Annotated in this window: 17 protein-coding genes; 9 read left to right on the forward strand and 8 right to left on the reverse strand. The window is 73.4% G+C overall.

The window, feature by feature from the left end; all coding sequences use genetic code 11:
* Nucleotides 1–5 precede the first annotated feature (5 nt).
* Complete coding sequence (locus BMY97_RS38275; protein WP_091627448.1) at nucleotides 6–827, reverse strand: VOC family protein; 822 nt, start codon at nucleotides 825–827, stop codon at nucleotides 6–8.
* Nucleotides 828–1,053: 226 nt separating this feature from the next.
* Here BMY97_RS38275 and BMY97_RS38280 point away from each other — a divergent pair, with 226 nt between their 5' ends.
* Nucleotides 1,054–1,836, forward strand: coding sequence for a DUF998 domain-containing protein (locus BMY97_RS38280; protein WP_245787716.1), 783 nt, complete (start codon nucleotides 1,054–1,056; stop codon nucleotides 1,834–1,836).
* Here the strand turns inward: BMY97_RS38280 and tatB are convergent.
* A complete protein-coding gene (gene tatB, locus BMY97_RS38285) occupies nucleotides 1,752–2,111 on the reverse strand; it encodes a Sec-independent protein translocase protein TatB (protein WP_091627451.1) in 360 nt (119 codons plus the stop codon). The genes BMY97_RS38280 and tatB overlap by 85 nt on opposite strands.
* Nucleotides 2,112–2,376: 265 nt before the next feature.
* Here tatB and BMY97_RS38290 point away from each other — a divergent pair, with 265 nt between their 5' ends.
* A complete protein-coding gene (locus tag BMY97_RS38290; RefSeq protein WP_245787717.1) occupies nucleotides 2,377–2,868 on the forward strand; it encodes a transglycosylase SLT domain-containing protein in 492 nt (163 codons plus the stop codon).
* Nucleotides 2,869–2,878: 10 nt separating this feature from the next.
* Here the strand turns inward: BMY97_RS38290 and BMY97_RS38295 are convergent, their stop codons facing one another.
* Nucleotides 2,879–3,619, reverse strand: a complete 741-nt coding sequence (locus BMY97_RS38295) for a zf-HC2 domain-containing protein (RefSeq protein ID WP_177231737.1) — start codon at nucleotides 3,617–3,619, stop codon at nucleotides 2,879–2,881.
* Between the two features lie 63 nt (nucleotides 3,620–3,682).
* On the opposite strand from BMY97_RS38295, the gene BMY97_RS38300 reads away from it, so the two are divergent.
* The 3 genes from BMY97_RS38300 to BMY97_RS38310 all read left to right on the forward strand — a co-directional run bounded on the left by BMY97_RS38300 (nucleotide 3,683) and on the right by BMY97_RS38310 (nucleotide 8,543).
* A complete protein-coding gene (locus BMY97_RS38300; RefSeq protein ID WP_091627456.1) occupies nucleotides 3,683–4,255 on the forward strand; it encodes a sigma-70 family RNA polymerase sigma factor in 573 nt (190 codons plus the stop codon).
* Between the two features lie 84 nt (nucleotides 4,256–4,339).
* Complete coding sequence (locus tag BMY97_RS38305) at nucleotides 4,340–6,268, forward strand: cytochrome c oxidase assembly protein (protein ID WP_245787718.1); 1,929 nt, start codon at nucleotides 4,340–4,342, stop codon at nucleotides 6,266–6,268.
* 40 nt (nucleotides 6,269–6,308) lie between these two features.
* Nucleotides 6,309–8,543 carry a heavy metal translocating P-type ATPase gene (locus tag BMY97_RS38310; protein ID WP_091627458.1) on the forward strand — a complete coding sequence of 745 codons (2,235 nt, stop codon included), beginning with the start codon at nucleotides 6,309–6,311 and terminating at the stop codon, nucleotides 8,541–8,543.
* 6 nt (nucleotides 8,544–8,549) lie between these two features.
* On the opposite strand, the gene BMY97_RS38315 is transcribed toward BMY97_RS38310, so the two are convergent.
* Nucleotides 8,550–9,473, reverse strand: coding sequence for an L-tyrosine/L-tryptophan isonitrile synthase family protein (locus BMY97_RS38315; protein ID WP_091627461.1), 924 nt, complete (start codon nucleotides 9,471–9,473; stop codon nucleotides 8,550–8,552).
* A gap of 18 nt (nucleotides 9,474–9,491) precedes the next feature.
* Nucleotides 9,492–10,709 (reverse strand): cytochrome P450 family protein, encoded by a 1,218-nt coding sequence (locus BMY97_RS38320; protein ID WP_091627463.1) that lies wholly within the window; start codon nucleotides 10,707–10,709, stop codon nucleotides 9,492–9,494.
* 332 nt (nucleotides 10,710–11,041) lie between these two features.
* Here BMY97_RS38320 and BMY97_RS38325 point away from each other — a divergent pair, with 332 nt between their 5' ends.
* The 3 genes from BMY97_RS38325 to BMY97_RS38335 are packed head-to-tail and all read left to right on the forward strand — an operon-like array spanning nucleotide 11,042 to nucleotide 13,691.
* Entirely contained in the window at nucleotides 11,042–11,848 is an 807-nt protein-coding gene (locus tag BMY97_RS38325; protein WP_245787719.1) for an ABC transporter substrate-binding protein, read from the forward strand.
* The gene (locus BMY97_RS38330; RefSeq protein WP_091627468.1) at nucleotides 11,845–12,909 is read left to right on the forward strand and encodes a FecCD family ABC transporter permease; all 1,065 of its coding nucleotides are present in this window, start codon (nucleotides 11,845–11,847) and stop codon (nucleotides 12,907–12,909) included. Before BMY97_RS38325 ends, BMY97_RS38330 begins: the two co-directional genes overlap by 4 nt.
* Nucleotides 12,906–13,691 (forward strand): ABC transporter ATP-binding protein, encoded by a 786-nt coding sequence (locus BMY97_RS38335; protein WP_342744080.1) that lies wholly within the window; start codon nucleotides 12,906–12,908, stop codon nucleotides 13,689–13,691. Before BMY97_RS38330 ends, BMY97_RS38335 begins: the two co-directional genes overlap by 4 nt.
* Nucleotides 13,692–13,694: 3 nt before the next feature.
* Here the strand turns inward: BMY97_RS38335 and BMY97_RS47900 are convergent, their stop codons facing one another.
* The 3 genes from BMY97_RS47900 to BMY97_RS38350 all read right to left on the reverse strand — a co-directional run bounded on the left by BMY97_RS47900 (nucleotide 13,695) and on the right by BMY97_RS38350 (nucleotide 15,453).
* The gene (locus BMY97_RS47900) at nucleotides 13,695–13,865 is read right to left on the reverse strand and encodes a hypothetical protein (RefSeq protein WP_218156968.1); all 171 of its coding nucleotides are present in this window, start codon (nucleotides 13,863–13,865) and stop codon (nucleotides 13,695–13,697) included.
* Between the two features lie 120 nt (nucleotides 13,866–13,985).
* Nucleotides 13,986–14,483 carry an SRPBCC family protein gene (locus BMY97_RS38345; protein ID WP_091627474.1) on the reverse strand — a complete coding sequence of 166 codons (498 nt, stop codon included), beginning with the start codon at nucleotides 14,481–14,483 and terminating at the stop codon, nucleotides 13,986–13,988.
* Between the two features lie 94 nt (nucleotides 14,484–14,577).
* The gene (locus BMY97_RS38350; protein WP_245787720.1) at nucleotides 14,578–15,453 is read right to left on the reverse strand and encodes an AraC family transcriptional regulator; all 876 of its coding nucleotides are present in this window, start codon (nucleotides 15,451–15,453) and stop codon (nucleotides 14,578–14,580) included.
* A 496-nt stretch (nucleotides 15,454–15,949) separates the two neighbouring features.
* Here BMY97_RS38350 and BMY97_RS38355 point away from each other — a divergent pair, with 496 nt between their 5' ends.
* On the forward strand, nucleotides 15,950–22,831 hold the full coding sequence (locus tag BMY97_RS38355) for a type I polyketide synthase (RefSeq protein WP_091627477.1): 6,882 nt from the start codon (nucleotides 15,950–15,952) through the stop codon (nucleotides 22,829–22,831).

Raw genomic sequence — 22,831 nt, forward strand, 5'->3', positions numbered from 1 at the left:
GGCGTTCAGTCGCCGTACGGGTCGTCGACCGCGGAGTGGTAGTCCCAGTCCGAGGCCAGCGCGGGGTCGATGAGGGCGAACCGGGTGCCGGTGGGGTCGGACAGCACGGCGACTTTGCCCAAAGTGGACGAATACGGGGCGAAGCGCAGCCGGGCACCCGCGCCGCGGGCCTCGTGCAGGGTCCGGTCGAAGCCCAGCTCGGGGTCGACGGCGAAGTGCGCGATCCAGCGGGGCGGCACGTCCGCGGGGGTGTCCAGGGCCATCCGCACCCGGCCGATCACCGAGTCCGGCCCGATCGAGTAGACCATGTAATCCACGGCATCGCCGTCGCCGAACTGGCGCTGGGTGTAGCCGAACAGGTGGCTGTAGAAGCGATCGGCGAGCTCCGCCTGGCGGGTGACGAACTCGATCCAGACCAGCGAGCCGGGCACGCCGGCGGTGAACCCGTAGTCCACGGCCGGCTGGACGAGGCCGACGGTCGCCCCGCTCGGGTCGTCGATGAGCAGCTTGGCGCCCACCCCGGGCACGACGGCCGGGCGCGTTTCCAGCACGGTGCCGCCCAGCCGGATCACCTGCGCGCAGGCGGAGGCCAGGTCGGGGGTGGCCAGGTAGAGCGTCCAGTCCAGGATCGCGCCCGGGTGCGGCCGCAGTCCCGCGACCGGCTCGCCGTCGAGCAGCGCCAGCACGTAGTCCTGCCCGCCGGAATCCTTGACGCGCTGGTACTCCCAGCCGAACAGGCGCTGGTAGAACCGCATGCTCCGGTGCGGGTCGGCGGTGGCCAGCTCGACCCAGAACGGGCTGCCCGCGCCACCGGGATGCACGCTCACCGGGCCGCCACCCCCGGGCTGGTGCGGGCGGGGAGCGCGGTGCCGATCATGCGGCGAACCCTACCGGGCCCCTGCCTCGAGCCGTCGACAGTCCTCGCGGAGGGATTTCCCGGCGCTGTGATCACTTTTGCGGGATCACCGGGCAACGGGCGGGGGAGCCGCGCGTCGATAGCTTCAGGGGTTCGTTTCCCGAGCCGTCGAGGTGAACGGCGCCTCAGGAAATGGAGTGGATGTGCCCTACGCGCAGAACCGGAGGCCACCGGGCTCGCCGGCCGGGACCCCCGGCCACCGCCGCGTCGGCAACCGGCTGCTGGCGGTGTCCGCCTGCGGCGCGTTCGCGCTGGCCACGGCGATGCTGGTGGTGCTGCACGTGGATCGCCGGGCCGCGCCGGTCAACCCGGTCACCGCGATGCTCAGCGACTACGCGCTGACCCCCGGCTGGTGGCTGTGGGACGGTTCGCTGCTGCTCACCAGCGCCGGCTCGGCCGCGGTGCTGGTGGCGCTGCGCCGGGCGCGGGTGCTGGCCGGCGGCGCGGCGACGTCCGTGCTGGTCGTGTGGTGCGTGAGCCTGCTCGGAGTGGCGGTGTTCACCAAGGACCCGCAAGGGGGCGCGGTCAGCGTCACCGGCAAGCTCCACCTCTACTCGACCGCGCTGACCTGCCTCAGCCTTCCGGTCGCCGGCTGGCTGCTCGGCCGGCGCCACCGCGAGGAGCTCCACTGGCAGCGGTTCGCGGCCTGGTCGCGGCGGCTGGCGCTGGCCGCGATCCCGTTCTACCTGCCGTTCATCGTGCCGTTCGCGCTGAACGTCGTGCTGGGCAGCCACGTGCCGACCGTCGCGACCGGCCTGATCGAACGGCTGATGGTGGCGCTGGAGCTGGTGCTGCTGGTCGTGCTGGCCGGGTGGGCCCGGCACGCGGGTGCGGCTCAGGTGGCGTCCGGGTCGACCGGCGCCCGCTCGCCGGCCCGCAGCGGACTCACCGCGGCGGCCGGGGCGGAGGCCGGGGGATGACCGGCGGTGGCCGAGTCGTCGAGCAGGTAGCGGGTGACCGCGGTCCTGGGGTTGAACTCCCGCAGCGCCTGCAGGTCCTGCAACGGCTTGCGCAGCTCCTGGAACTCCGGCCCGAGTTCGGCGCGCAGCTGCTCCTGGGCGCCGGAGGCGAACCCGCGGACCCGCCGCACGGTCTGCGCCAGCCACCGGGCCGATTCCGGCAGCCGCTCCGGCCCCAGGATGAACAGAGCCGCGACGAGCAGGACGAGCAGGTGATCCAGACTGAAACCGAACACGGTGTGACCTCCGGCCCCGCTGCGACGTCCGCAGAACAGGTATGTCCCATAGTAGGCACAGTCCCGCGTGTGGGCGGGCACCGCGTGAGCGGCGAAAGGCGGAATGATGAAGCAGCGTCGGAGAACCAGACCCTGGCTGGCCGCGTCGGTGATCGTGGTGGCGCTCGCCGGGTGCTCCGCGACGCCGGGGACCGGTGGTGCGCCCGGTTCTTCCGCCGCCGCACCGAGTTCCCCGGCCGGGGCCAGTTCGTCGGCGGGCTCCTCGGTGACTAACCCGGACCCGTCGCGCTACGCCGCCCAGGTCCGCGCCCACGCGGGAGAAGCCGGGGTCGATCCTCAGCTGGTGATGGCGATCCTCTACAACGAGTCGTACAAACCGCACGACCCGGAGCTGGAACGGGCCTGGCAGAAGCTCAAGCCGGACGCCGCGTTCGGGGTGGCGAACATGCACCGGGCGACGTTCGACCAAACCCGGCGCGGCCGTCCCTTCGCCGGCCGGACCTGGGAGCAGCTGCCGGACGACCCGGACCTGGCGATCCAGGCCGAGGCCTGGTACCTGCACGACCTGGCCGCCCAGCTCCCCGCGTCCCACGGCGCGTACCAGACCTCGGAGCTGCTCGCGCTGGGCTACAACACCGGGCCGGGCACCATGAAGGCCTTCGCCCGCGGCACCAAGCCCGGCGCGCAGGCGCAGTCCTATTTGGACACCTTTCGGGCCAATCAGGCGAAAGCGGCCGCCGCGCTCGGCCACTCCTGACCGCCCCGGTTCAGGCCGCGTGATGCCGTCCGGCCGGGCGCTGCTGGTTGCGGCCCCGTCGGGTGGCCGGGCGGGCCGGGCCGAGGGTGCCGCGGTCCGGTACCCGGGTTTCGGTCCCGGTGCCGAGCTCGTCGCCGAGGCCGGGGCCGGGCTCCTGGCGCGCCCGGTGCTGCCGGTGGACCGCGAACAGCAGGCCGAGGCCGACGACGAGGAACACGTGGGTGAGCACCCGCCCGGCCGTCACCTGGCCGCCGATGAGGTCCGAGGTGGTGACGACCGTCAGCACCAGCACGAAGCCCGCGATCATCGGGAGCTGCCCGGCCGCGGCGCGGGTGCGCAGGGCGGCCCACAGCAGGCCGATGCCGACGGCGAGGTTCCAGGCCGCGCTCTCGTTGATCAGATGCCCGGCCATGGCCGCGCCACCCGGCCCGCCGTGCACACCGGTGTCCATGCCCAGCAGCTGCGCGAACGCCAGCCCGCACTGCACCAGCCCGACCAGTCCCAATGCCACGCGAAGGCCCCATTTCTCCCGCGAAACCGGCGGCGCCTGCGCCAGGATCGACGCGGTGAGGTCGGGCACCGCGGGCGCGCTGCGGACCAGCATGGCGCGGCGCAGCGCCTCGCCGCGCGCGTACCAGCCGCGGCACGCCGAGCAGGTGGCCAGGTGCGCGTCGACCTGGTCCGCCGGCAGCGGGCCGGGCTCGGAGTCCAGCCGGGCCGACAGCGCTTCGCGGAAGATTTCGCAACTCACGACTACATAGTCGCCCGGACGCCCTCCGGAGTTCCCGCGGCCCTCGTGCATTACCGTGATCGCGTGTCCAGTGGCAGGGGCGGCGACGAGGACGAGCGCATCACGGCGCTCGCGCTGACCGCTGCCCGCGGCGACCAGGCCGCACTGGAACGCTGGGTGCGGGCCACCCAGGCCGACGTCTGGCGGTTCCTGGCCCACCGCACCAGCCCGGCCGAGGCCGACGACCTCACCCAGGAGACCTACCTGCGGGCGTTCGGCTCGCTGCGCCGGTTCGCCGGGCGGTCCAGCTCGCGGACCTGGCTGCTGTCCATCGCGCGCCGGGTCGTCGTCGACCAGATCCGGTCCGCCTCGGTGCGGCCGCGGATCTCCGGCTCGGCGGATTGGCAGCGCGCGGCCGAGAACCACACCGCGCGCGGCCGGGCGGCGGGCTTCGAGGACGTGGTCGAACTCGGCGTGCTGCTGGCCGGCCTCGACGAGGACCGCCGCGAGGCGATCGTGCTCACCCAGTTCCTCGGGCTCTCCTACGCCGAAGCCGCCGAAGTGTGCGGCTGCCCGGTCGGCACCGTCCGATCCCGGGTCTCGCGGGCCCGTGAAGACCTCCTGCGCGCGCAAGGCGAGACCAACAGCGCCATGTGACCGTCCGCTGTGGACCGTCGACATGGCACAGATCACGTCACCGCCGGGAACCCGGCCGCCCCCTGGGCCGACTTCTGGGGGGTGATGGCACCTCACCGGTTCCGGGCAGCGGCGGCAGTGCTGTCCGGAGTGCTGTCCGGGCTCGCCTTGCTGCTGCTCGTGGTCGCCACGGCGGGGGACGTCTACGCGCCCGTGGGCAACGCCGATCCCGGACCGCTGACGACGTACGGGTTCGCCGTCGTCCGGTTCGCGGCGGACGCCGCGGGCGCCGGGTGCTGCGGCGCGCTGGTGTTCGGCGCGTTCGTGGCGGCCGGCCGTCGCGGCGGTGCGCTGTCGGCCGACGGTTACGCGGCGGCCCGGCTCGGCGCGGCCTGCGCGGTGTGCTGGCTGGCCGCCGCGGTGGTCGCGGTGCCGTTCTCCGCGGCGGTCGCCGCGGGACTGCCGGTGACGCAGCTGGTTCGGCCGGATGTCTTGGCGGCGACGGTCGACGCGGCCGAAGAACCCAAGGCGTGGCTGTGCGTCGTGGTGGCAGCCGCGGTGGCCACCGTGCTGTCGTGGCAGGCGATGGCCTGGCGCACCACCGTCGCGGCCGCGGTCACGGCGGCGGTGGGGCTGCTGCCCCTGATCACCGCCGGGCACGCGTCGAACGGGGCCGGGCACGACCTGGCGTCCAACGCGCTGTTCTGGCACGTGCCGGCGGCGAGTGCCTGGTTGGGGGCGCTGGTCGCGTTTCTCGCCTGGTCGCGGCGCACGCCGGATCCCTCCGCGTTGGTGCTGCGCCGGTTTCACCGGCTCTCCGCGGGATGTTTCGTGGTGGTCGGCGTTTCCGGTGCGGTGGCGGGATTCGTCGCCGTCGGCCCGGACGGCGCGAGCGGCCGCTACGGGCTGGTGCTGGCCGGCGAGATCGTGCTGTTCCTCGGCGCGGGGGCGGCGCTGGCCCGGCGGCGACGGGCCCGGTCCCCGATCCGGACGGCGCTCGCCGAGCTGGTGCTGCTGGGCCTCGCGACCGGTGGTGCGGCCGCGCTGACGGTGCTCTTCCCGCCGTCACTGGCGAACCACCCGGCGACGGTGCAGGAAACCATCCTGGGCTACGGCCTCGACCTCCCGCCCACGTTCGCCCGGCTGGCCCTGGACTGGCGGCCGGACCTGCTCTTCGGCCCGATCGCGCTGGCCGCCGTGCTCGCCTACCTGCTCGGGGTCCGGCGGCTGCGGCGCCGCGGCGACACCTGGGCCACGGGCCGGACGGTGGCGTGGCTTTCGGGCTGGGCAGTGGTGCTGGTGGCGACGTCGTCCGGCTTCGGCGTCTACGCGCCGGGCACGTTCAGCCTGCACATGATCACGCACATGGCGCTGAACATGTTCGCGCCCGTGCTGCTGGTACTGGGCGGCCCCGTCACGCTGGCGCTGCGGGCCCTGCCGGCCGGCGCGCACGGCGACGTCCCCGGCGCCCGCGAATGGGTGACCTCGCTGCTGCACGCACCGGTGACGCGGTTCTTCGCGCACCCGGCGGTGGCGGCCGTGCTGTTCGCCGGCTCGTTCTACGCGCTGTACTTCTCCAGCCTGTTCGGGGAAGCGATGCTCTACCACTGGTCGCACCAGCTGATGAAGGTCCACTTCCTGGTCACCGGCTACCTGTTCGCCTGGGTCGCGGTCGGCGCGGACCGCACGCCGCGGCGGGTGCCGCACCTGGCCCGGCTGGGCATGCTGTTCGCGGTGATGCCGTTCCACGCGTTCTTCGGCGTGATCCTGATGAGCAAGCAGACGGTCATCGCGAACACCTACTACCACTACCTCTCCCTGCCGTGGGCCGGCGACCTGCTCGCCGACCAGCGCCTCGGCGGCGGCATCGCCTGGGCCAGCGGGGAAGTGCCGATGCTGGTCATGGTGGTGGCGCTGCTGGTCCGGTGGTCACGCGACGACGAGCGCCGCGCCCGTCGCAGCGACCGCAACGGCGAGGGCGAGTTCGACGCCTACAACGCGATGCTGGCCGAACTCGCGGGCCGCCGCCGATGAGCTGTCCTGCCCCTAAGAATCCGACGCACGGAGAGTCCGCATGACCACCGCACCCCCGGCCCACCGGGACGTCCGCACCCTCGAACTGGCCGTGTCGGGGATGACCTGCGCCGCCTGTTCCGCCCGGGTCGAGCGCACCTTGAACAAGCTCGACGGCGTCCGGGCGTCGGTCAACTACGCCACCGAGCGGGCCACGGTCCAGGTTCCGGCCGGGCTCGGGGACGAGGTGCTGCTCGACCGCGTCCGCAAGGCCGGCTACGGCGCGCGGGTCCGCGGCGAGGACGACGAAGACCTGACCGAGGTCCGGGTGCGCGACCTGCGCCGGCGGCTGATCGTGGCCGCGGTGCTGGCCGTCCCGCTCGGCGATCTGTCGATCACGCTCGCGCTGGTGCCGTCACTGCGGTTCCCCGGCTGGCAGCTGCTCTGCCTGGCGCTCGCCGTGCCGGTGGTGTTCTGGGCGGCGCTGCCGTTCCACCGGGCGGCGCTGCGTAATCTGCGCCATCGTTCGTCCAGTATGGACACACTGGTGTCGCTCGGGGTGCTGGCCTCGTTCGCCTGGTCGGCCTGGGCCACGCTCTTCGGCGGCCACGAACCGGGGTACTGGGTCGGGTTCGGGCCGACCGCGGCGGGCGCGGACGCGGTGTACCTCGACGTCGCCGCGGGCGTGACGACGTTCCTCCTGGCGGGCCGGTACTTCGAGAGCCGGTCGAGGCGCGGGGCGGCGGGCCTGCTCGCGGCACTGGACGCGCTGGCCGCGAAGGAGGTCCGGGTGCTGCGGGACGGGGCCGAGCACCTGGTCCCGATCGGTCAGCTGGCGGTCGGCGACCGGTTCGTGGTGAAGCCGGGCGAGGCCATCGCCGCCGACGGGATGGTCGAAAGTGGACGGTCCACCGTGGACGTCAGCGCGGTCACCGGTGAGCCGGTCCCCGCGGAGGCCGGCCCGGGCGGCCGGGTGATCGGCGCATCGGTGAACCGCGAGGGACGGCTCGTGGTGCGCGCGACGGCGGTCGGCGCGCACACGCAGCTGGCCCAGATGACCGCGCTGGCCGAACGCGCCCAGGCCCGCAAGGCCTCGGTGCAGCGGCTGGTCGACCGGATCTGCGCGGTCTTCGTGCCGGTGGTGCTCGTGCTGTCGGCGCTGACCCTGGCGGGCCGGCTGCTGACCGGGCATCCGCTGCGCGACGCGTTCACGGCGGCGGTCTCGGTGCTGATCATCGCCTGCCCGTGCGCGCTGGGCCTGGCCACGCCGACCGCGCTGATGGCCGGCGTCGGCCGGGGCGCGCAGCTGGGCATCCTGATCAAGGGGCCGGACGCGCTCGAGGCGAGCCGCCGGGTGGACACGGTGGTGCTGGACAAGACCGGCACCGTGACCACCGGCCGGATGACGGTGACCGGCTGCCATCCGGTCGCCGCCCGGACCGCCGGGGAAGTGCTGTGGTTCGCCGGCGCCGTCGAAGCCGGCTCGGAGCACGCGATCGCCGCCGCGGTGGTGGCCGGGGCCCGGGCCGAGATGGCCGAACTGCCCGAGGTGACGGCGTTCCAGGCCTTGCCCGGCCTCGGCGCCCAGGGCGAAGTGGACGGTCGCGAGGTGGTCGTCGGCAGCGCGCGGCTGTTCGCCGAGCGCGCGATCGAGCTGCCCGCGGAGGCGACCGCCCGGGTCGACGCCGCGCACGCGGAGGGCGCCGTGCCGGTGCTCGTGGCCGTCGATCGGGAGGTGGCCGGGGTGATGGTGGTCCGTGACGTGGTGAAGCCGTCCGCCCGTGCCGCGGTCACGGCGTTGCGGGAAATGGGCCTGCGCACGGTGTTGCTGACCGGCGACCACGAGACGGCGGCCCGGGCGGTCGGCGCCGAGATCGGCGTGGACGAGGTCCGGGCCGGGGTCCTGCCCGCGGAGAAGGCCCGCGAGATCGAGGCGATGCGGGCCGCGGGCGCGCGCGTGGCGATGGTCGGCGACGGCGTCAACGACGGGCCGGCGCTGGCCACCGCCGACCTCGGCATGGCGATGGCGCACGGCAGCGACATCGCGCTGCGCTCGGCCGACCTGGTCCTGGTCCGCGAGGACCTGCGGGTCGTGCCCGATGCCATCCGCCTGGCCACCGGCACGCTGCGGGTCATCCGGGGGAACCTGGCCTGGGCGTTCGGCTACAACGTGGCCGCGCTGCCGCTGGCCGCGCTCGGCCTGCTCAACCCGCTGATCGCCGGGGCGGCGATGTCCCTGTCCTCGGTCCTGGTGGTGTCCAACAGTTTGCGGCTGCGGTCGTTCGGGGAGGACTGACGGCCCTCAGTCCAGCGCCGTGACGTGGTCCGGGCGCCCGTTCCGCCACACCACGGTGCCGAGCTGCTCCGCCCGGGCCCGGGGGAGCAGCTCGACGGTCCCGTCACGGTGCCGGAGCGCACACGAGTGCCACGGCGTGGTCCACAGGTCGGGGGCGTCGAGCAGCCGGATGCCGAACTTCGCCGAGCCGATGGGCTGCGGGTGGATCGACAGCCGGACCGAGCCCGGGTGGTGCTCGGCGATGACCCGGCCCCAGGCGGTGCTGCGCCGCAGGACACCGTAGGCGCGGACGCGGCAGGACCGTTGCAGGGCCGACCGGCTGCCGTCGAACCCGGCGCTGTCCTCGAACAGGAACTTGGTGACACCGCGGTAAAGCCGCCGCATATGGTCGTCGCTGTGGACCTGGGCGCGCAGCTCCGTGAGCGCGGGCGCGTACAGCTCGTCGACGCGGCGGCGCTTTTCCGCACAGGACAACTCGCCGAAGACGTCCCTGAGGTCGAACGTGGTGAGGTTCCCCAGCCGTTCACGCGTGATGATCGCGCGGATTTCCGCGGCGTAGGCGTCGATGTGCTCGTCCGGGACGCCGATGAGGTCGCCGAAGACGTGGCCGTCGGAGCAGATCAGCAGCCGCGCGCCCGGCGGGTGGACCTGCCGGACCCGCTCGCAGAGCCCGTCGAGGAACCGCAGCGCGAGCCGCTCGCCCTCGTCGGGCAGCCGGCCGAGGACCTTCGCCGGATTCGGTGACTTGCACGGGAATCCGGGCAGAGTGAACAGGATCGGCCGGTCGGTCCCGATGAATCCGCCGAGCTGGCCGAGCTGAGGGGCGAAGGCCGCGGGCGGCTCGTCGGCGAATGGGCCGCGGCGATGCGGCAGCAGGAGGCGCAGGACGTCTTCGGCGATCCGTTGCGCGGACCGGGCAGGGCACAGCAAGTTCGGCTCCGGTGGTGGTCAGCGGGTGGTGGTGACGGGAAGACTGGTCACGCCCCGGCCGAGCACGGCGGGGATCCAGTTCAGCTCGGCCTCGTCGACGGCGAGCCGCAGCCCGGGCAGCCGCGCCAGCAGGGTGCCGAGGGCGATCTGCAGTTCGGCGCGGGCGAGGGCGGCGCCGGGGCAGAAGTGCGCGCCGTGGCCGAACGCGAGGTGCGGGTTCGGGGCACGGCCGAAGTCGAGCCCGTCGGCGTTCGCGAACTGCCGGGGATCGCGGTTGGCGGCGCAGAGGGAGACGATGATCGAGTCACCGGCCGGGATGCGGCGGCCGTGCAGTTCCGCGTCTTCGGCCAGGAACCGCCAGGTGGTGAGCTCGAATGCGCTGTCGTGGCGGAGGAGTTCTTCCACCGCCTGGGGCAGCAGGGCGGGCTCGGCCCGGAGCCGGTCGAGCCGGGCGGGACGGCGCAGCAGCGCGACCAGCGCCGTGGTGAGCTGGTTGGTCACCGGCTCCTGCCCGGCCACCAGGAGCTGGAAGATCATCGAGTCGAGTTCTTCGGCGCTGAGCACGCCTTCGGCCTGCGCGGTGACCAATGTGGACAGAAGGTCTCCGCCGCGGGACGGCCGTTTGGCCGCGACCACCTCGGCGATGTAGGCCTGCAGGCCGTGCAGCAGCGCCTCGTAGTCCGCCCGCCCGGGGTCCTGGGGGCCGACCGGGGCGACGACCTTGCCCCAGTCCCGCCTGAATTCCCGGGCCAGCGCCGGCGGCAGCCCGATGACCTCGGCCAGCACCAGGAACGGGAACCGCGCGGCGAAGTGCGGGACCAGGTCGATCCGGTCGCCGGGCGGGAATTCGGCGACGAGGGCGTCGGCGATCTCCTGGAACCGCGGTCGCAGCGCCTCGATCCGGCGCGGCGCGAAGCTGTCGAGGACGAGCCGGCGCATGGTGGTGTGTTTCGGCGGATCCTGGTGCAGCAGGTGCACTTGCAGCCGGGAATGCTGGGGCTCGGGCATGATCGAGGCCAGCGCCCGCCAGCTCTCGTTGCCCAGCGCGTGGTTCTTCCCGAGACGGCGGTCGTTCAGCGTCGCGTGCGCGGCGTCGTAACCGGTGACCAGCCAGGCGTGGACGCCGCTGGGGAATTCGACGCGGTGGACCGGGCGCTCGGCCCGCATCCGCTCGTACAGCGGGTACGGGTCGCGTTTGTACTCCGGGCCGTAGAGGGCAACGGGTTCTTCTGGCATGTGAGAAGGAGTCGTCCACTCGATCGAGTGGGTTCCAGCGCGACCACGGTGACCTGAGTCACGGCGTATCCGGGGAACTCGGCCGGCCCGTCGGACGACTTCTGCTCCTGAACGGATCCGTGACCTGCGAGGAGAATCCGGTGAGAACGCTGCCCTGGCTGGCCGTGGTCCTGTGTGTCCTGTGTGTCCTGTGTGGACTTTCCGGGTGCGGGTCCGCCGATCCGGGGCAACCGGCGTCCAGTTCCGCGGCGAGCCCGGCGAAGAGGCACCCGGCGACGCCGCCTTGCCCGGCTCCGCCGAAGCTGTCCGCTCCGCCGAAGCGAGTGGTCACCATGGACGGCGGCGCGGCGGCGATCCTGGAACGGCTCGGGGTGTCCAGCCGGATCGTCGGCACCGCGGCCCCGGACTTCTTCAAGGCCTTCAGCGGAAACGAGCGGGCGAAGCTGTCCGCGATCCCGGTGCTCGACCGCGGGCAGGGCAACGCCGAGGCGGTGATCGCGGCGAAGCCGGACCTGGTCGTCGGCATCTCCGCCTACAGTTTCGGCGGGTTCGGCGGCACGCCGACGGTCGAGCAGCTCGCGAAGGCCGGTGCACAGTCCTTAGTGGCCTGCAAAGGCTCCGCACCGGTGAAGGACCTCTCCGCGACAACCGGCTTCATCCGTCAGGTCGCGAAAGCCTTCGGTGTCGAGCAGCGCGGGGACGAGCTGATCACGCAGCTGACGGCGTCGATCGGCCGCCCTGCGACCACCGCGCCGGTGCGGACGCTGGCCCTGTCCGCGCCTCCGGCGGCGGGGCAGCCGGTGACCGCCCAGGGCGGGGCCGGGCTGGCCAACGGCATCATCACCTTGGCGGGCGGGAGCAACATCGCGCAGGACTCGGGGCAGGACTTCGCCGGCCTCAGCGCGGAGGAGGTGGTCACCCGCGATCCGCAGGCGATCGTCGTGGTCTCCGGGTTTTCCCGTGGCAGCGAAGCGGAACTGCTCGCGTCGATCCGCAGCAGCCCGGTGCTCGCCGGGACCACCGCGGTGAAGGAGGGACGGTTCGCCGTGGTCCCGCAGAGCATCCTGCTCTCGCCCAGCGTGCTCAACGGTGACGCCGTCGCCATGATCGCCGCGGTGCTGCGGAAACCCGCGGCGTGAGCGTGGCGCGGGAACGCTCGGGCGGCCTGCTCGGGCGGATCCCCCTCGGCCTGCTCCTGGCCGGGCTCGCCGTGGTGCTGCTCGGCTCGGCGCTGGTCGCGATCGGCCTCGGGCCGGTGTCCATCACGCCGGGGCAGGTGACGTCCATTGTGGCCGGTCACCTCACCGGCCGCGCCCAGGCCGGACCGGACGAATTCATCGTGTGGAACCTGCGCGCTCCCCGTGTCCTGCAAGGGATCTTCGTCGGCATCGGGCTTTCGGTCGCGGGGCTGCTGACCCAGGCGATGGTGCGCAACCCGCTGGGAGAGCCCTACCTCCTCGGCCTCACCTCCGGCGCCGGGGCCGGGGCGGTCCTCGTGCTCACCACCGCGGGCGCGGGCGTGGCCGGGCTGCTGACGCTGCCGCTGGCCGCGTTCGGCGGCGCGGTGCTCACCGCGCTGGTGGTGTTCGGCTTTTCCCGCGTGCGCGGCCGGATCCAGCCCGGCCGGATGGTGCTGACCGGGGTCGCGACCGGCCAGCTGCTGGCCGGGGTGATCTCGTTCCTGTTGCTGCGCACGCAGGACGTCGGCGCGCAGCAGCGGATCCTGTTCTGGATCCTCGGCAGCCTGGCCGGCGCCCAGTGGCCGCTCGCGCTGACCTGCTCGGCGGTCGTGCTGGTCCTGACCGTCGCGGCGGCGCTGCGGGCGGGCCGGCTGAACCTGCTGGTGCTGGGTGACGACGGGGCGGCGGCGCTCGGCCTCGATGCCGGACGGGCCCGCGCGGTGCTGCTGGTCCTCGTCGCGTTGCTGACCGGCACGGTCGTGGCGGTGTCCGGCAGCATCGGTTTCGTCGGGCTGATCGTGCCGAACCTGGCCCGGCTGCTGGTCGGCGCCGACCACCGCCGGGCCCTGCCGGTGTGCGTGCTGCTGGGCGCGTTGCTGGTGGTCTGGTCCGACACCGCCGCGCGGCTGGTGCTCGCGCCGACCGAGCTGCCGATCGGCATCCTCACCGCGGCCGTCGGGGTGCCGTTGTTCCTGGCCGTCCTGCGGCGCGGTCCGGCCGGCGCAGTGGGGCTTTCGTGAGTGGGGCTTTCGTGAAGCTGGTCTTCGAAGGCGTCACCGCCGGCTACGCCGAACTGCCCGCGGTCCGGGACGTCACCCTGACGATCGCCCCGGGCGAGTTCGTCGCCCTCGTGGGCCCCAACGGCAGCGGCAAGTCCACTGTGCTCAAAACCGTCTACCGCGCCCTTTCCCCCGCCGCGGGCCGGGTTCTGCTCGACGGCGCCGATGTGTGGACGGCGAATCGCCGCACCATCGCCCGCCGGGTCGCCGCACTTGGCCAGGAGGAGCACGGCGGCCACGACTTCACCGCCCGCGAGGCGGTCCGGCTCGGCCGTTACCCGCACCTCGGCGGGTTCGACCGGCTCAGCGCACAGGACGAGGAGATCGTCACCGCGGCTTTGCACCGCACGGGTTGCGCGACGCTGGCCACCCGCCCGCTTTCGACCCTTTCGGGCGGCGAACGCCAGCGTGTGCTGCTGGCCCGGGCGCTGGCGCAGCAACCCGGGCTGCTGGTCCTCGACGAGCCGACGAACCACCTCGACCCGCAGCACCAGATCTCCATGCTCGGCCTGGTGGCCGCCCTCGGCGTCACGGTGATCGCCGCCCTGCACACCCTCGACCTCGCCGCCCAGCACGCGACGACGATCGTCGCGCTCAAGGACGGCCGGATCGCCGCCGCGGGCCCACCGGAAGCCGTGCTGACGCCCCGGGTTTTCCGCGAGGTGTTCGCCGTGGACGGAACCCTGGTCCCCGATCCGGTCGACGGGCGCCCCCGGGTGCTGCTGCGCGGACTGGACCGCTGAGCATCACCGGCTTCCGCGGTGCACGACCTCGTCGAACGGGCGCCGGTCCGGCTGGGTGACGGGCCGCAGCGGGCGGTCGGCCGGGTAGCCGACGCCGAGCAGCATCGCGTACATGGCTTGGCCGAGGTCGTCCTGGTCGATCCGGCGCATCCGCTCGTCTTCCGGTTCGGGCACGACGAAGGCGATGTGGGCCGCGCCGGACCGTGGCCGGCTCCTTCAGCGCCGCGGGATCGGTGACGAGCACGAAATCCCGGCGTTGCCGGTTGGACGCCGAGGGCGCCTCGGCGATTCGCGTCAGCGCCGCTTCCGGCTCGGCGGGGTAGCCGCGGACGTTGCGGCGGGCCCGGATGGCGTCCCGCCGGACTCGGCGTACGCGGCCAGGCCGTCGGCCATGCGCTGCATGACCCGCGACATGACGCGGCCCATGACCCAGCGCATGAGCCAGCCGGTGGAGTAGGTGCCGTGCCAGTGGATGGCCGTGCCGCCGCCGGCCGCCGGGGTCAGGTCGATGACCGCCCGGTAGTCGTGGATGGCCTGGTTGAACGCGTCCTCGTAGGTCAGCTGCGTTTCCTCGACGAGGCCGGTCAGCCGCTCGCCGGTGACCGCCTTCCCGGTGCGGAACGCGCGGACGGCGCCGACCGGGTCCCGGCCGTCCGGGTCGAGCCCGCTGGAGCGTTCGAGGTCCAGGCCATCAACGGCCGACCAGGCAGGCCAGGTGCGGGCGTCGAGCAGCAGGCGCCAGACGGCGGCGGGCGGCGCGGCCGAGGTCGCGCGCGCGGAATAGCTCAGCATGATCGGAAATCCTTGACCGGGGAAACACGGGGCACCACCTGAAACTAGGCCGGCCGCCCGGCGCGGGCCAGACTCAGGATTGCCGTGGCGTCGATCAGATGTTGCGGTACACCGACGGCCGGACGCCGACCTGGCTCAGGAAGGTCGACGACAGTGCCCCGGGGCTGGAGAAACCGCACCGGCCGGCGATCTGCGCGACGCTGAGGGTGCTGCCGGACAGCAGCCGCTGCGCCCGTTCGATCCGCAGCCGGGTGAGGAAGCGATGGGGCGTCTCGCCGGTTTCCGCGCGGAAGACGCGGATGAAGTGGTACACGCTCAAGTGCGCCTCGGCGGCGATGGCGGCCAGCGTCAGCGGCTCGTCGAGCCGCTCCTTCATGACGGCGATGCCCGCGCAGACCGCCGAGTGCTCGGGGCCGGGCAGGCGATCGTGGCGGCCCTGGGTGAGCAGGTGCGTCGCGAGGAACGCCGCGGCGGATTCGGCGTACAGGTCGTTCGTGGCTGTGACGGACGGAAGCGCGCGGACGAGGTTTTCGACGATCGGGTCGCCCGCGCCGATGGCGGCCGACAGCATCTCGAAGTCCGGCCGTCGGCCCAGCCGGTCCGCGGCCCGGTCCACGGTCGCGGACGGAATGTGGACCTGAATGGTGCGCAGCGCGGAAGAAGCCCGGTAGTCACGGGTGCTCGCCCGGCCGGGCGCCAGGAGCTCCAGGCTGCCGGGGACCCGGCGGCGACGGTCCGGTTTCCCGCCGTCGCGGGTCCGCATGACCACGTCCCCGGCCACGTAGAGCACGAGGTGCAGGTCGGCCACCGCCGGCAGCGGCAGCTGCTCGGCCTGCGGCGCGTGGTCGAAACCCTGCACCAGCAGCGAGCGCCAGCCCGCGTCGTGCCAGCTGCAGTAAGTGCGGCGGACGTAGGCCGGCATGTCGAAATCCGCATACGGCGCGAGGTCGAAGTCAGCCGACGGGAACACCGCGCCAGTTTAGTGGACCGCGCTGCCTGGGTGGTTCGCATCGGCGCGCGGACGGATACAACGGCGGCTGGGCCCGCCTGCCGACGGCAGAGCCCCGCCGATTAATCCGCAAACCGGCGTGGGTATATTTGCCGACCGGAAACATTCCTCGTTCCCGGGACTGGAAAAAGCCCGGGTGAAAAGGCATCCTGAGCCGGGAAATAGGGCACACTTCCGCTGGCCGGGAGCAGTTGCTCCCCCCGGCGGTACGGGGTGCGGGCCCGTCCTGATAGGTCAGTTACCGTGACGGCGGGCCGGTGGCAAGGCAGGTTGCTCACGTTCCCGCCAGGTGATACGTGACGAATGCGTTAAATCTCCATGTCCTGGTCCAGGGTGGTCCCGGCTTTTTTGTACCAGAACACGAAGATCATGGTGGGTTGTTGACGAAACCGGACGTCACTGTTTAAGTTGCACCCCGTTACGCCCTATCACCCTTTCGTGCGTAGCGGGAGTTCTTATGCCTGTTTTGAAAGACGACTTCAGTTCCGCTGGGCTGGTCGTCGCGGTGTCGCCGCTGGGACGGCCGTCCGCGCGGTGCGTCGCGGCGGCCGGGCGCGGTGGCGCGCTCGGCGTGCTCGACCTGACCGGCGGCGGACCCGCCGGGGCGGAGGAACTCACCCTGCTGGGGGAGTGGGGCACCAGAGGGTTCGGGGTCCGGCTCACGCGCCTGCCGGCGGGGGCCGGGCTGCCCGGAAACGTCAGCACGGTGCTGCTGACCGAAGACTCCCCCTGCGTCGCGCGGGACTTCCCGGGACGGCGGGTGCTGGCCGAGGTCACGAGCCGCGCGTCGGCCGCGCGGGCGGTCGAGGGCGGGGCCGACGGCCTGATCACCCGTGGTCACGAGTGTGGCGGCCGCGTGGGTGAGCTGAGCACGTTCGTGTTACTCCAGGCCCTGCTCGCGGACGAAACGCTCGACGTGCCCGTCTGGGCCGCCGGCGGGATCGGCCCGCACACCGCCGCCGCCGCGATCGCGGGCGGCGCCGCCGGGGTCGTGCTGGACACCCAGCTCGCGCTGCTCCCGGAGGCCGAGCTGCCGTCCGCGAGCACCGTCGCGCTGACCGGGCTGGACGGCTCCGAGACGGTCGTGGCCGACGGCGTCCGGCGTCTGGTCGCCAGGAACAAGCAGGCCGATCACGACAACCAGCCCGAACCGCTCGAAGCCGGCCAGGACGTTTTCCTCGCCACCCGGTTCCGCGACCGATGGCCGACCGTGACCGCCGCCGTCCGCGGCATCCGCGACGCGATCGGCGAGGCACTGGCCACCGACACGCGGGTGCTCGGCCCCGGCACCGCGGGCAGCCGCGCGTTCGGCACCGCGCTGCCGGTCGCGCAGGGGCCGATGACCCGGGTCAGCGACCAGGCCGCGTTCGCCGCCGAGGTCGCCGCGGGCGGGGGGCTGCCGTTCATCGCGCTGGCCCTGTCCGGTCCGGACCAGACTCGCGAAGTCCTGCTGCGCACCCGCGAGGCGGTCGGCGAAGCGCCGTGGGGCGTCGGCGTGCTCGGCTTCGCCGCCGACGAGGTCAAGGCCGCGCAGCTCGAGGTCATCCGCGAGCTGCGCCCTTCGCACGCGATCATCGCCGGGGGCCGCCCGGCGCAGGCCGCCGGCCTCGAAGCGGCCGGCATCGCGACCTTCCTGCACGTGCCGTCTCCCGGGCTGCTGAAGCAGTTCCTCGAAGCCGGCGCGCGCAAGTTCGTCTTCGAGGGCTCGGAATGTGGTGGCCACGTCGGGCCGCGCACGAGCTTTCCGTTGTGGGAGGCCCAGCTCGGCGTCCTCCAGGACTTCCTCGCGAGCACGCCGGGGGCCGCGCGCGAGCTGCAGATCCTGTTCGCCGGCGGGATCCACGACGAGCGCTCCGCCGCGATGGTCGCCGCGCTCGCCGCGCCCGTGGCCGGGCGGGGCGCCGCGATCGGCGTGCTGATGGGTACCGCGTACCTGTTCACCCGCGAGTCGGTCGACGCCGGCGCCGTGCTCCCGCTGTTCCAGCGGCAGCTGCTCGACGCCGAGCACACCGACCTGCTGGAGACCGCGCCCGGGCACGCCACCCGCTGCGTCCGCAGCCCGTTCACCGAGGAGTACGCGGCGGTCAAGGCCGGCCTCGCCGAGCGCGGGGTGCCTAGCCGGGACGCCTGGGAACAGCTGGAGACCCTCAACGTCGGCCGGCTTCGCTTGGCCAGCAAGGGAATCGAGCGCGTCGGCGCGGACCTGCGCGAGGTCGGCGAAGACCGGCAGCTGGCCGAGGGCATGTTCATGGCCGGCGAGGTGGCGGTGCTGCGCTCGGCCGTCACCACGATCGCGGACCTGCACACCTCGGTCGGCGACGGCGCGAACGCCTTCCTGCGCGCGAGGGCCGCCGCCTTCGGCGCCGTCACCTCCGAGCCGCCCGCGCCGGAGCCGCTCGACATCGCGATCGTCGGGATGGCCTGCATGTTCCCGCAGGCACCGGACCTCGCCACGTTCTGGGCGAACGTGCTCGCCGGCGCGAACGCGGTCACCGAGGTGCCGCCGCAGCGCTGGGACACCTCGCTCTACTACGACCAGGACGGCCAGGGTGAGCGCACCCCGTCCAAATGGGGCGGGTTCCTCCCGGAGATCGGGTTCGACCCGCTGCAGTACGGCATCCCGCCGTCTTCGCTGGCCGCCATCGAGCCCGTGCAGCTGCTGGCCCTCGAAGCGGCGCACCGCGCGCTCGCCGACGCCGGGTACACCGACCGTGCCTTCGACCGTTCGCGGACCTCGGTGGTGTTCGGCGCCGAAGCCGGCAGCGACCTGTCCAACGCCATGACCCTCCGCTCGGTCCTGCCCGCGTACGTCGGCGAGCTGCCGGCCGGGCTCGACGAGCAGCTGCCCCGGCTCACCGAGGCCTCGTTCCCGGGCGTGCTGGCCAACGTCATCGCCGGGCGCATCGCCAACCGGCTCGACCTCGGCGGGGCCAACTACACCGTCGACGCGGCGTGCGCGTCCTCGCTCACCGCGGTCGACGCCGCCTGCAAGGAACTCGCCGGCGGCACCAGCGACCTCGTCCTCTGCGGCGGCGCCGACCTGCACAACGGCATCAACGACTACCTCTTGTTCGCCTCGGCGCACGCGCTTTCCCCGACCGGGCGTTCGGCGACGTTCGACAGCGCGGCCGACGGGATCGCGCTCGGCGAAGGCGTCGCCTGCGTCGCGTTGAAGCGGCTCGCCGACGCCGACCGCGACGGGGACCGGGTCTACGCGGTGATCAAGGGTGTCGGCGCCGCCAGCGACGGCCGCGCGCTCGGCCTCACCGCGCCGCGCCCGGAGGGCCAGCACAACGCGCTCACCCGTGCCTACCGCAACGCCGGCGTGTCACCGGCGCAGGTCGGGCTGGTCGAGGCACACGGCACCGGGACCGTGGTCGGCGACCGGACCGAGCTGGGCACGCTGACGCGGGTGTTCACCGAGGCCGGTGCCGCGCCGGGCGGCTGCACGATCGGCTCGGTGAAGTCGCAGATCGGGCACACCAAGTGCGCCGCGGGCCTGGCCGGGCTGATCAAGGCCGCGCTCGCCGTGCACACCGGCGTGAAACCGCCGACCCTGCACGTGACTTCGCCGAACCCCGCCTGGGACCCGGAAACGAGCCCGTTCGTGTTCCAGACGGCGGCGCAGCCGTGGGCCGCGCCGCCCGCCGAGCGGATCGCCGGGGTGAGCGCGTTCGGCTTCGGCGGCACGAACTTCCACGTGGTGCTCGGCGCGCACACCGACGGCGTGCCGCCGGCCCAGGTCGGCGACGAATGGCCGGCCGAGCTGTTCACCTTCACGGCCGACGCGGCGGTGCGTGATCTGCTCACGCTGGTCGAGGACGTGCCCGCCGGGCATCGGCCGTGGCGGCTGCGGGACCTGGCGCTGAGTGCTTCGCGCCGGGCCGAGGCCGCCGTCGCTTCGGGGGCGCGGGTCCGGCTCGCGCTCGTCGCGTCCACTGTGGACGAACTGGCCGGGATCCTGCGCCAGGCGCTCGCCGGGACCGACGCGCCCGGTGTGCTCCGGGCGGACGGCTCGCCGGCGGGCGAGGTCGCGGTGCTGTTCCCCGGACAGGGCAGCCAGCGGCCCGGCATGCTCGCCGAACTGTTCGTCACCTTCCCCGAGCTGCACCGGTATCTCCGGCTGGACCCGGCCACCACCGACGCCGTGTTCGGCCCGGCGGTGTTCGGCGAGCCGGCCCGGCAGGCCGCGGCCGGCCGCGTCACCGACACCCGCGTCGCCCAGCCCGCGCTCGGCCTGGCCGGGCTGGCCGCGTTCCGGCTGCTGAGCCGGGCGGGCGTCCGGCCGGCCATGCTCGGCGGGCACAGCTACGGCGAGCTCACCGCGCTGGCGGCGGCCGGTTCCCTGACCCCGGACGCGTTGCTGCGCGCGAGCCACGCCCGGGCCGGAGCGATCCTCGACGCGGTGCCCGAAGGGGATCCGGGCGCGATGGCCGCGGTCGCCGCGTCCGCGCCGGACGTCGAGAAGGCCCTCGCCGACGCCGGCCTCGCCGAAGTCGTGCCGGCCAACCAGAATTCACCGCGGCAGACGGTGATCTCCGGGCCGACCGCCGGCGTCGAGGCCGCGGTCGGGCACCTGCGTGCCGCCGGGTTCGGCGCGAAGCGGATCGCGGTGGCGTGCGCGTTCCACAGCCCGCTGGTCGCCGATGCGGGTGCGGCGTTCGGCCGGGCCCTGGCGGCGTTCGACGTCGCGGCCCCCGCCGTCCCGGTGTACGGCAACCGCACCGCGGCCCCGTACCCGGCGGATCCGGACGGCGTCCGCGCCGGGCTGGCCGACCAGATCGGCGCGCCGGTCCGGTTCGTCGACCAGATCGAGGCGATGTACGCGGCCGGGGCCAGGGTGTTCGTCGAAGCCGGTCCCGGTGCGGTCCTGGCCCGGCAGGTCGAGGCGATCCTCGGCGACCGTCCACACCGGACTGTCGGGCTGGAACAGCCGGGACGGCGCGGGCTGGCCGGGTTCCTCGGCGCGCTGGCCGCGCTGGCCGTCTCCGGCGCTGTTGTCGAAACCGGGTGGCTGTTCCACGGCCGGGACGCCGTCGACGCGGCGAGGGCGAAACGCCCGAAGCGTCCCGGATGGACAGTCGACGGCCAGCTGGTCCGCACCGCGGACGGTACGATCCCGGCCGCGGGGCTGCGTCCCGCCCAGCGTCTCCCGGAGGTTCTCGTGACCACACCCCAGCCCGGCACCCCCGCGGGCGGCGCCGAGGCGATGGTCGCCGATTTCCTGCGCACCAGCCGGGAGATGATCGCGGCCCAGCGGGACGTCCTGCTCGGCTACCTCGGCGCCGACCCGGCGGCCGCACCGGTGCTCGAGGCGATGCCGATCGCCGTCGCCACTGTCGAGCCGGCGCCGGTCGTCGTGCCGAAGACGCCGGCTCGTTCGGTGTTGGAGACGGTGATCGAGGTGATTGGGGAGCGGACGGGTTATCCGGTGGAGATGATTGAGCCGGGGTTGGATCTTGAGGCGGATTTGAGTGTGGATTCGATCAAGCGGGCGGAGATCGCGGGTGAGTTGGCGTCGCGGTTGGGGTTGGATCTTGGTGGTGATGTGGAGGAGCTTTCGAAGGCCCGGACTGCCGGGGCGGTCGCCGAGTTGATCGGTTCGCAGCGGCCGGTTGTGACTGAGGTGCCGGTGGTGGTGCCGGGTCGTTCGGTGCTGGAGACGGTGATCGAGGTGATTGGGGAGCGGACGGGTTATCCGGTGGAGATGATTGAGCCGGGGTTGGATCTTGAGGCGGATTTGAGTGTGGATTCGATCAAGCGGGCGGAGATCGCGGGTGAGCTGGCGTCGCGGTTGGGGTTGGATCTTGGTGGTGATGTGGAGGAGCTGTCGAAGGCCCGTACCGCCGCGACGATCGCTGAGCTGATCTCCGGGCCGGCCGCGCCGGAGCAGTCTTCGCCGAAAAGCCGGCCGGAGCCGGTCCAAGACCAAGCGGCAGCGGAGGTCGTGGCGCCGAAGCGGCTGGTGATGGCCGAGTTCGAGCTGGCCGCCGCCGGTGTCCCGGAGGTGGCGGGACGAAGGTTTCTCCTGCTCGGCCGGGGCGCGCTGGCCGAGGCCGTCCGTGACCGGCTGACCGGGCTGGGCGCGGAGGCGGAGATCGCCGAGGAGGTCCGGCCCGGGTTCGACGGGGTCCTCCACCTGCCGGAACCGGCGGCCGGGCCGGTGCTGCCGGACGCCTTCCCGGCTTACCGCGCCGCGCTCGCCGGTAATCCCCGTTGGCTGCTGACCGCGGGGCCGGGCGAGGGTCTGCGCGGGTTCTACCGAAGCGTCTCCCGCGAGTACCCGGACACCCTGGCGCGAGTCGTGGAACACCCGCCGGGCACGGAGATCGGCGAGGCCGCCGCCGGGCTGGTCGCCGAGTTGTCCACTGTGGATCGTGAGCCGGTGGTGCTGCGCGGCGCCGGCCGGCGCGGTCTCCGGCTGACGCCGGACAGCCTGGGCCTGCTCGGCAGCAGCGGCGCGGGACCGGCCGGGGACGGCGCGGCCGAGGCCACCGCCGCCGGGCTGGACCGCGATTCCGTCGTCCTGCTGGTCGGCGGGGCGAAGGGGATCACCGCGCGGTTCGCCACGACGCTGGCCGCCGCGTCGCGCTGCCGGATCGAGCTGCTCGGCCGGACGCCGGTGCCGCCCGCCGAGGACGAGCACCCGGAAGCCAAGGACGCCAAGGAACTCCGGGCCGCCCTGATCGCGGCCGGGCAGCAGGTCCCGGCCGAGATCGAACGCGCGGTAAAGCGCATCCTCGGCGAACGCGAGGTCCGCGGCACCCTCGAACGGCTCGAAGCGCTCGGCAGCCCGGTGCGGTACCAGTCCGTCGACATGCTGGACGCCGAGGCCGTGCACCGCGCGGTCAAGGAGATCCACGCCGAGCACGGCCGCCTCGACGGCATCGTCTACGCGGCCGGGGTGATCGACGACAAGCTGATCGCGCAGAAGTCCCCGGAGTCGTTCGACCGGGTGTACGGCACGAAGGTCGACGGCGCGCGGACGCTGCTGGAGGCGACCGCGGACCTGCCGGGCGAACCGAAGTTCGTGGTGCTCTTCGGCAGTATCGCGGCGACGCTGGGCAACCGCGGCCAATCGGACTACGCCGCGGCGAACGACGCGCTGGAGGCACTCGGCCGCGGCTGGCCCGCCGGGCGCGCGGTGACCGTCCACTGGGGACCGTGGGCCCCGACCGGCACCAACGACGGCATGGTCACGCCCGAGCTGATGCGTGACTACGCCCGCCGCGGCATCAAGCTGATCGACCCGGAGGAGGGCGCGCTCGGCCTGCTGCGCGAGCTGGCCTGGGGCCGGCCGGAGGCCACCGCCGTCGTTTACACCGCGTCGGGCTGGTGA

Origin of the sequence: Amycolatopsis saalfeldensis, assembly GCF_900110575.1 — a bacterium.
GTDB lineage: Bacteria > Actinomycetota > Actinomycetes > Mycobacteriales > Pseudonocardiaceae > Amycolatopsis > Amycolatopsis saalfeldensis.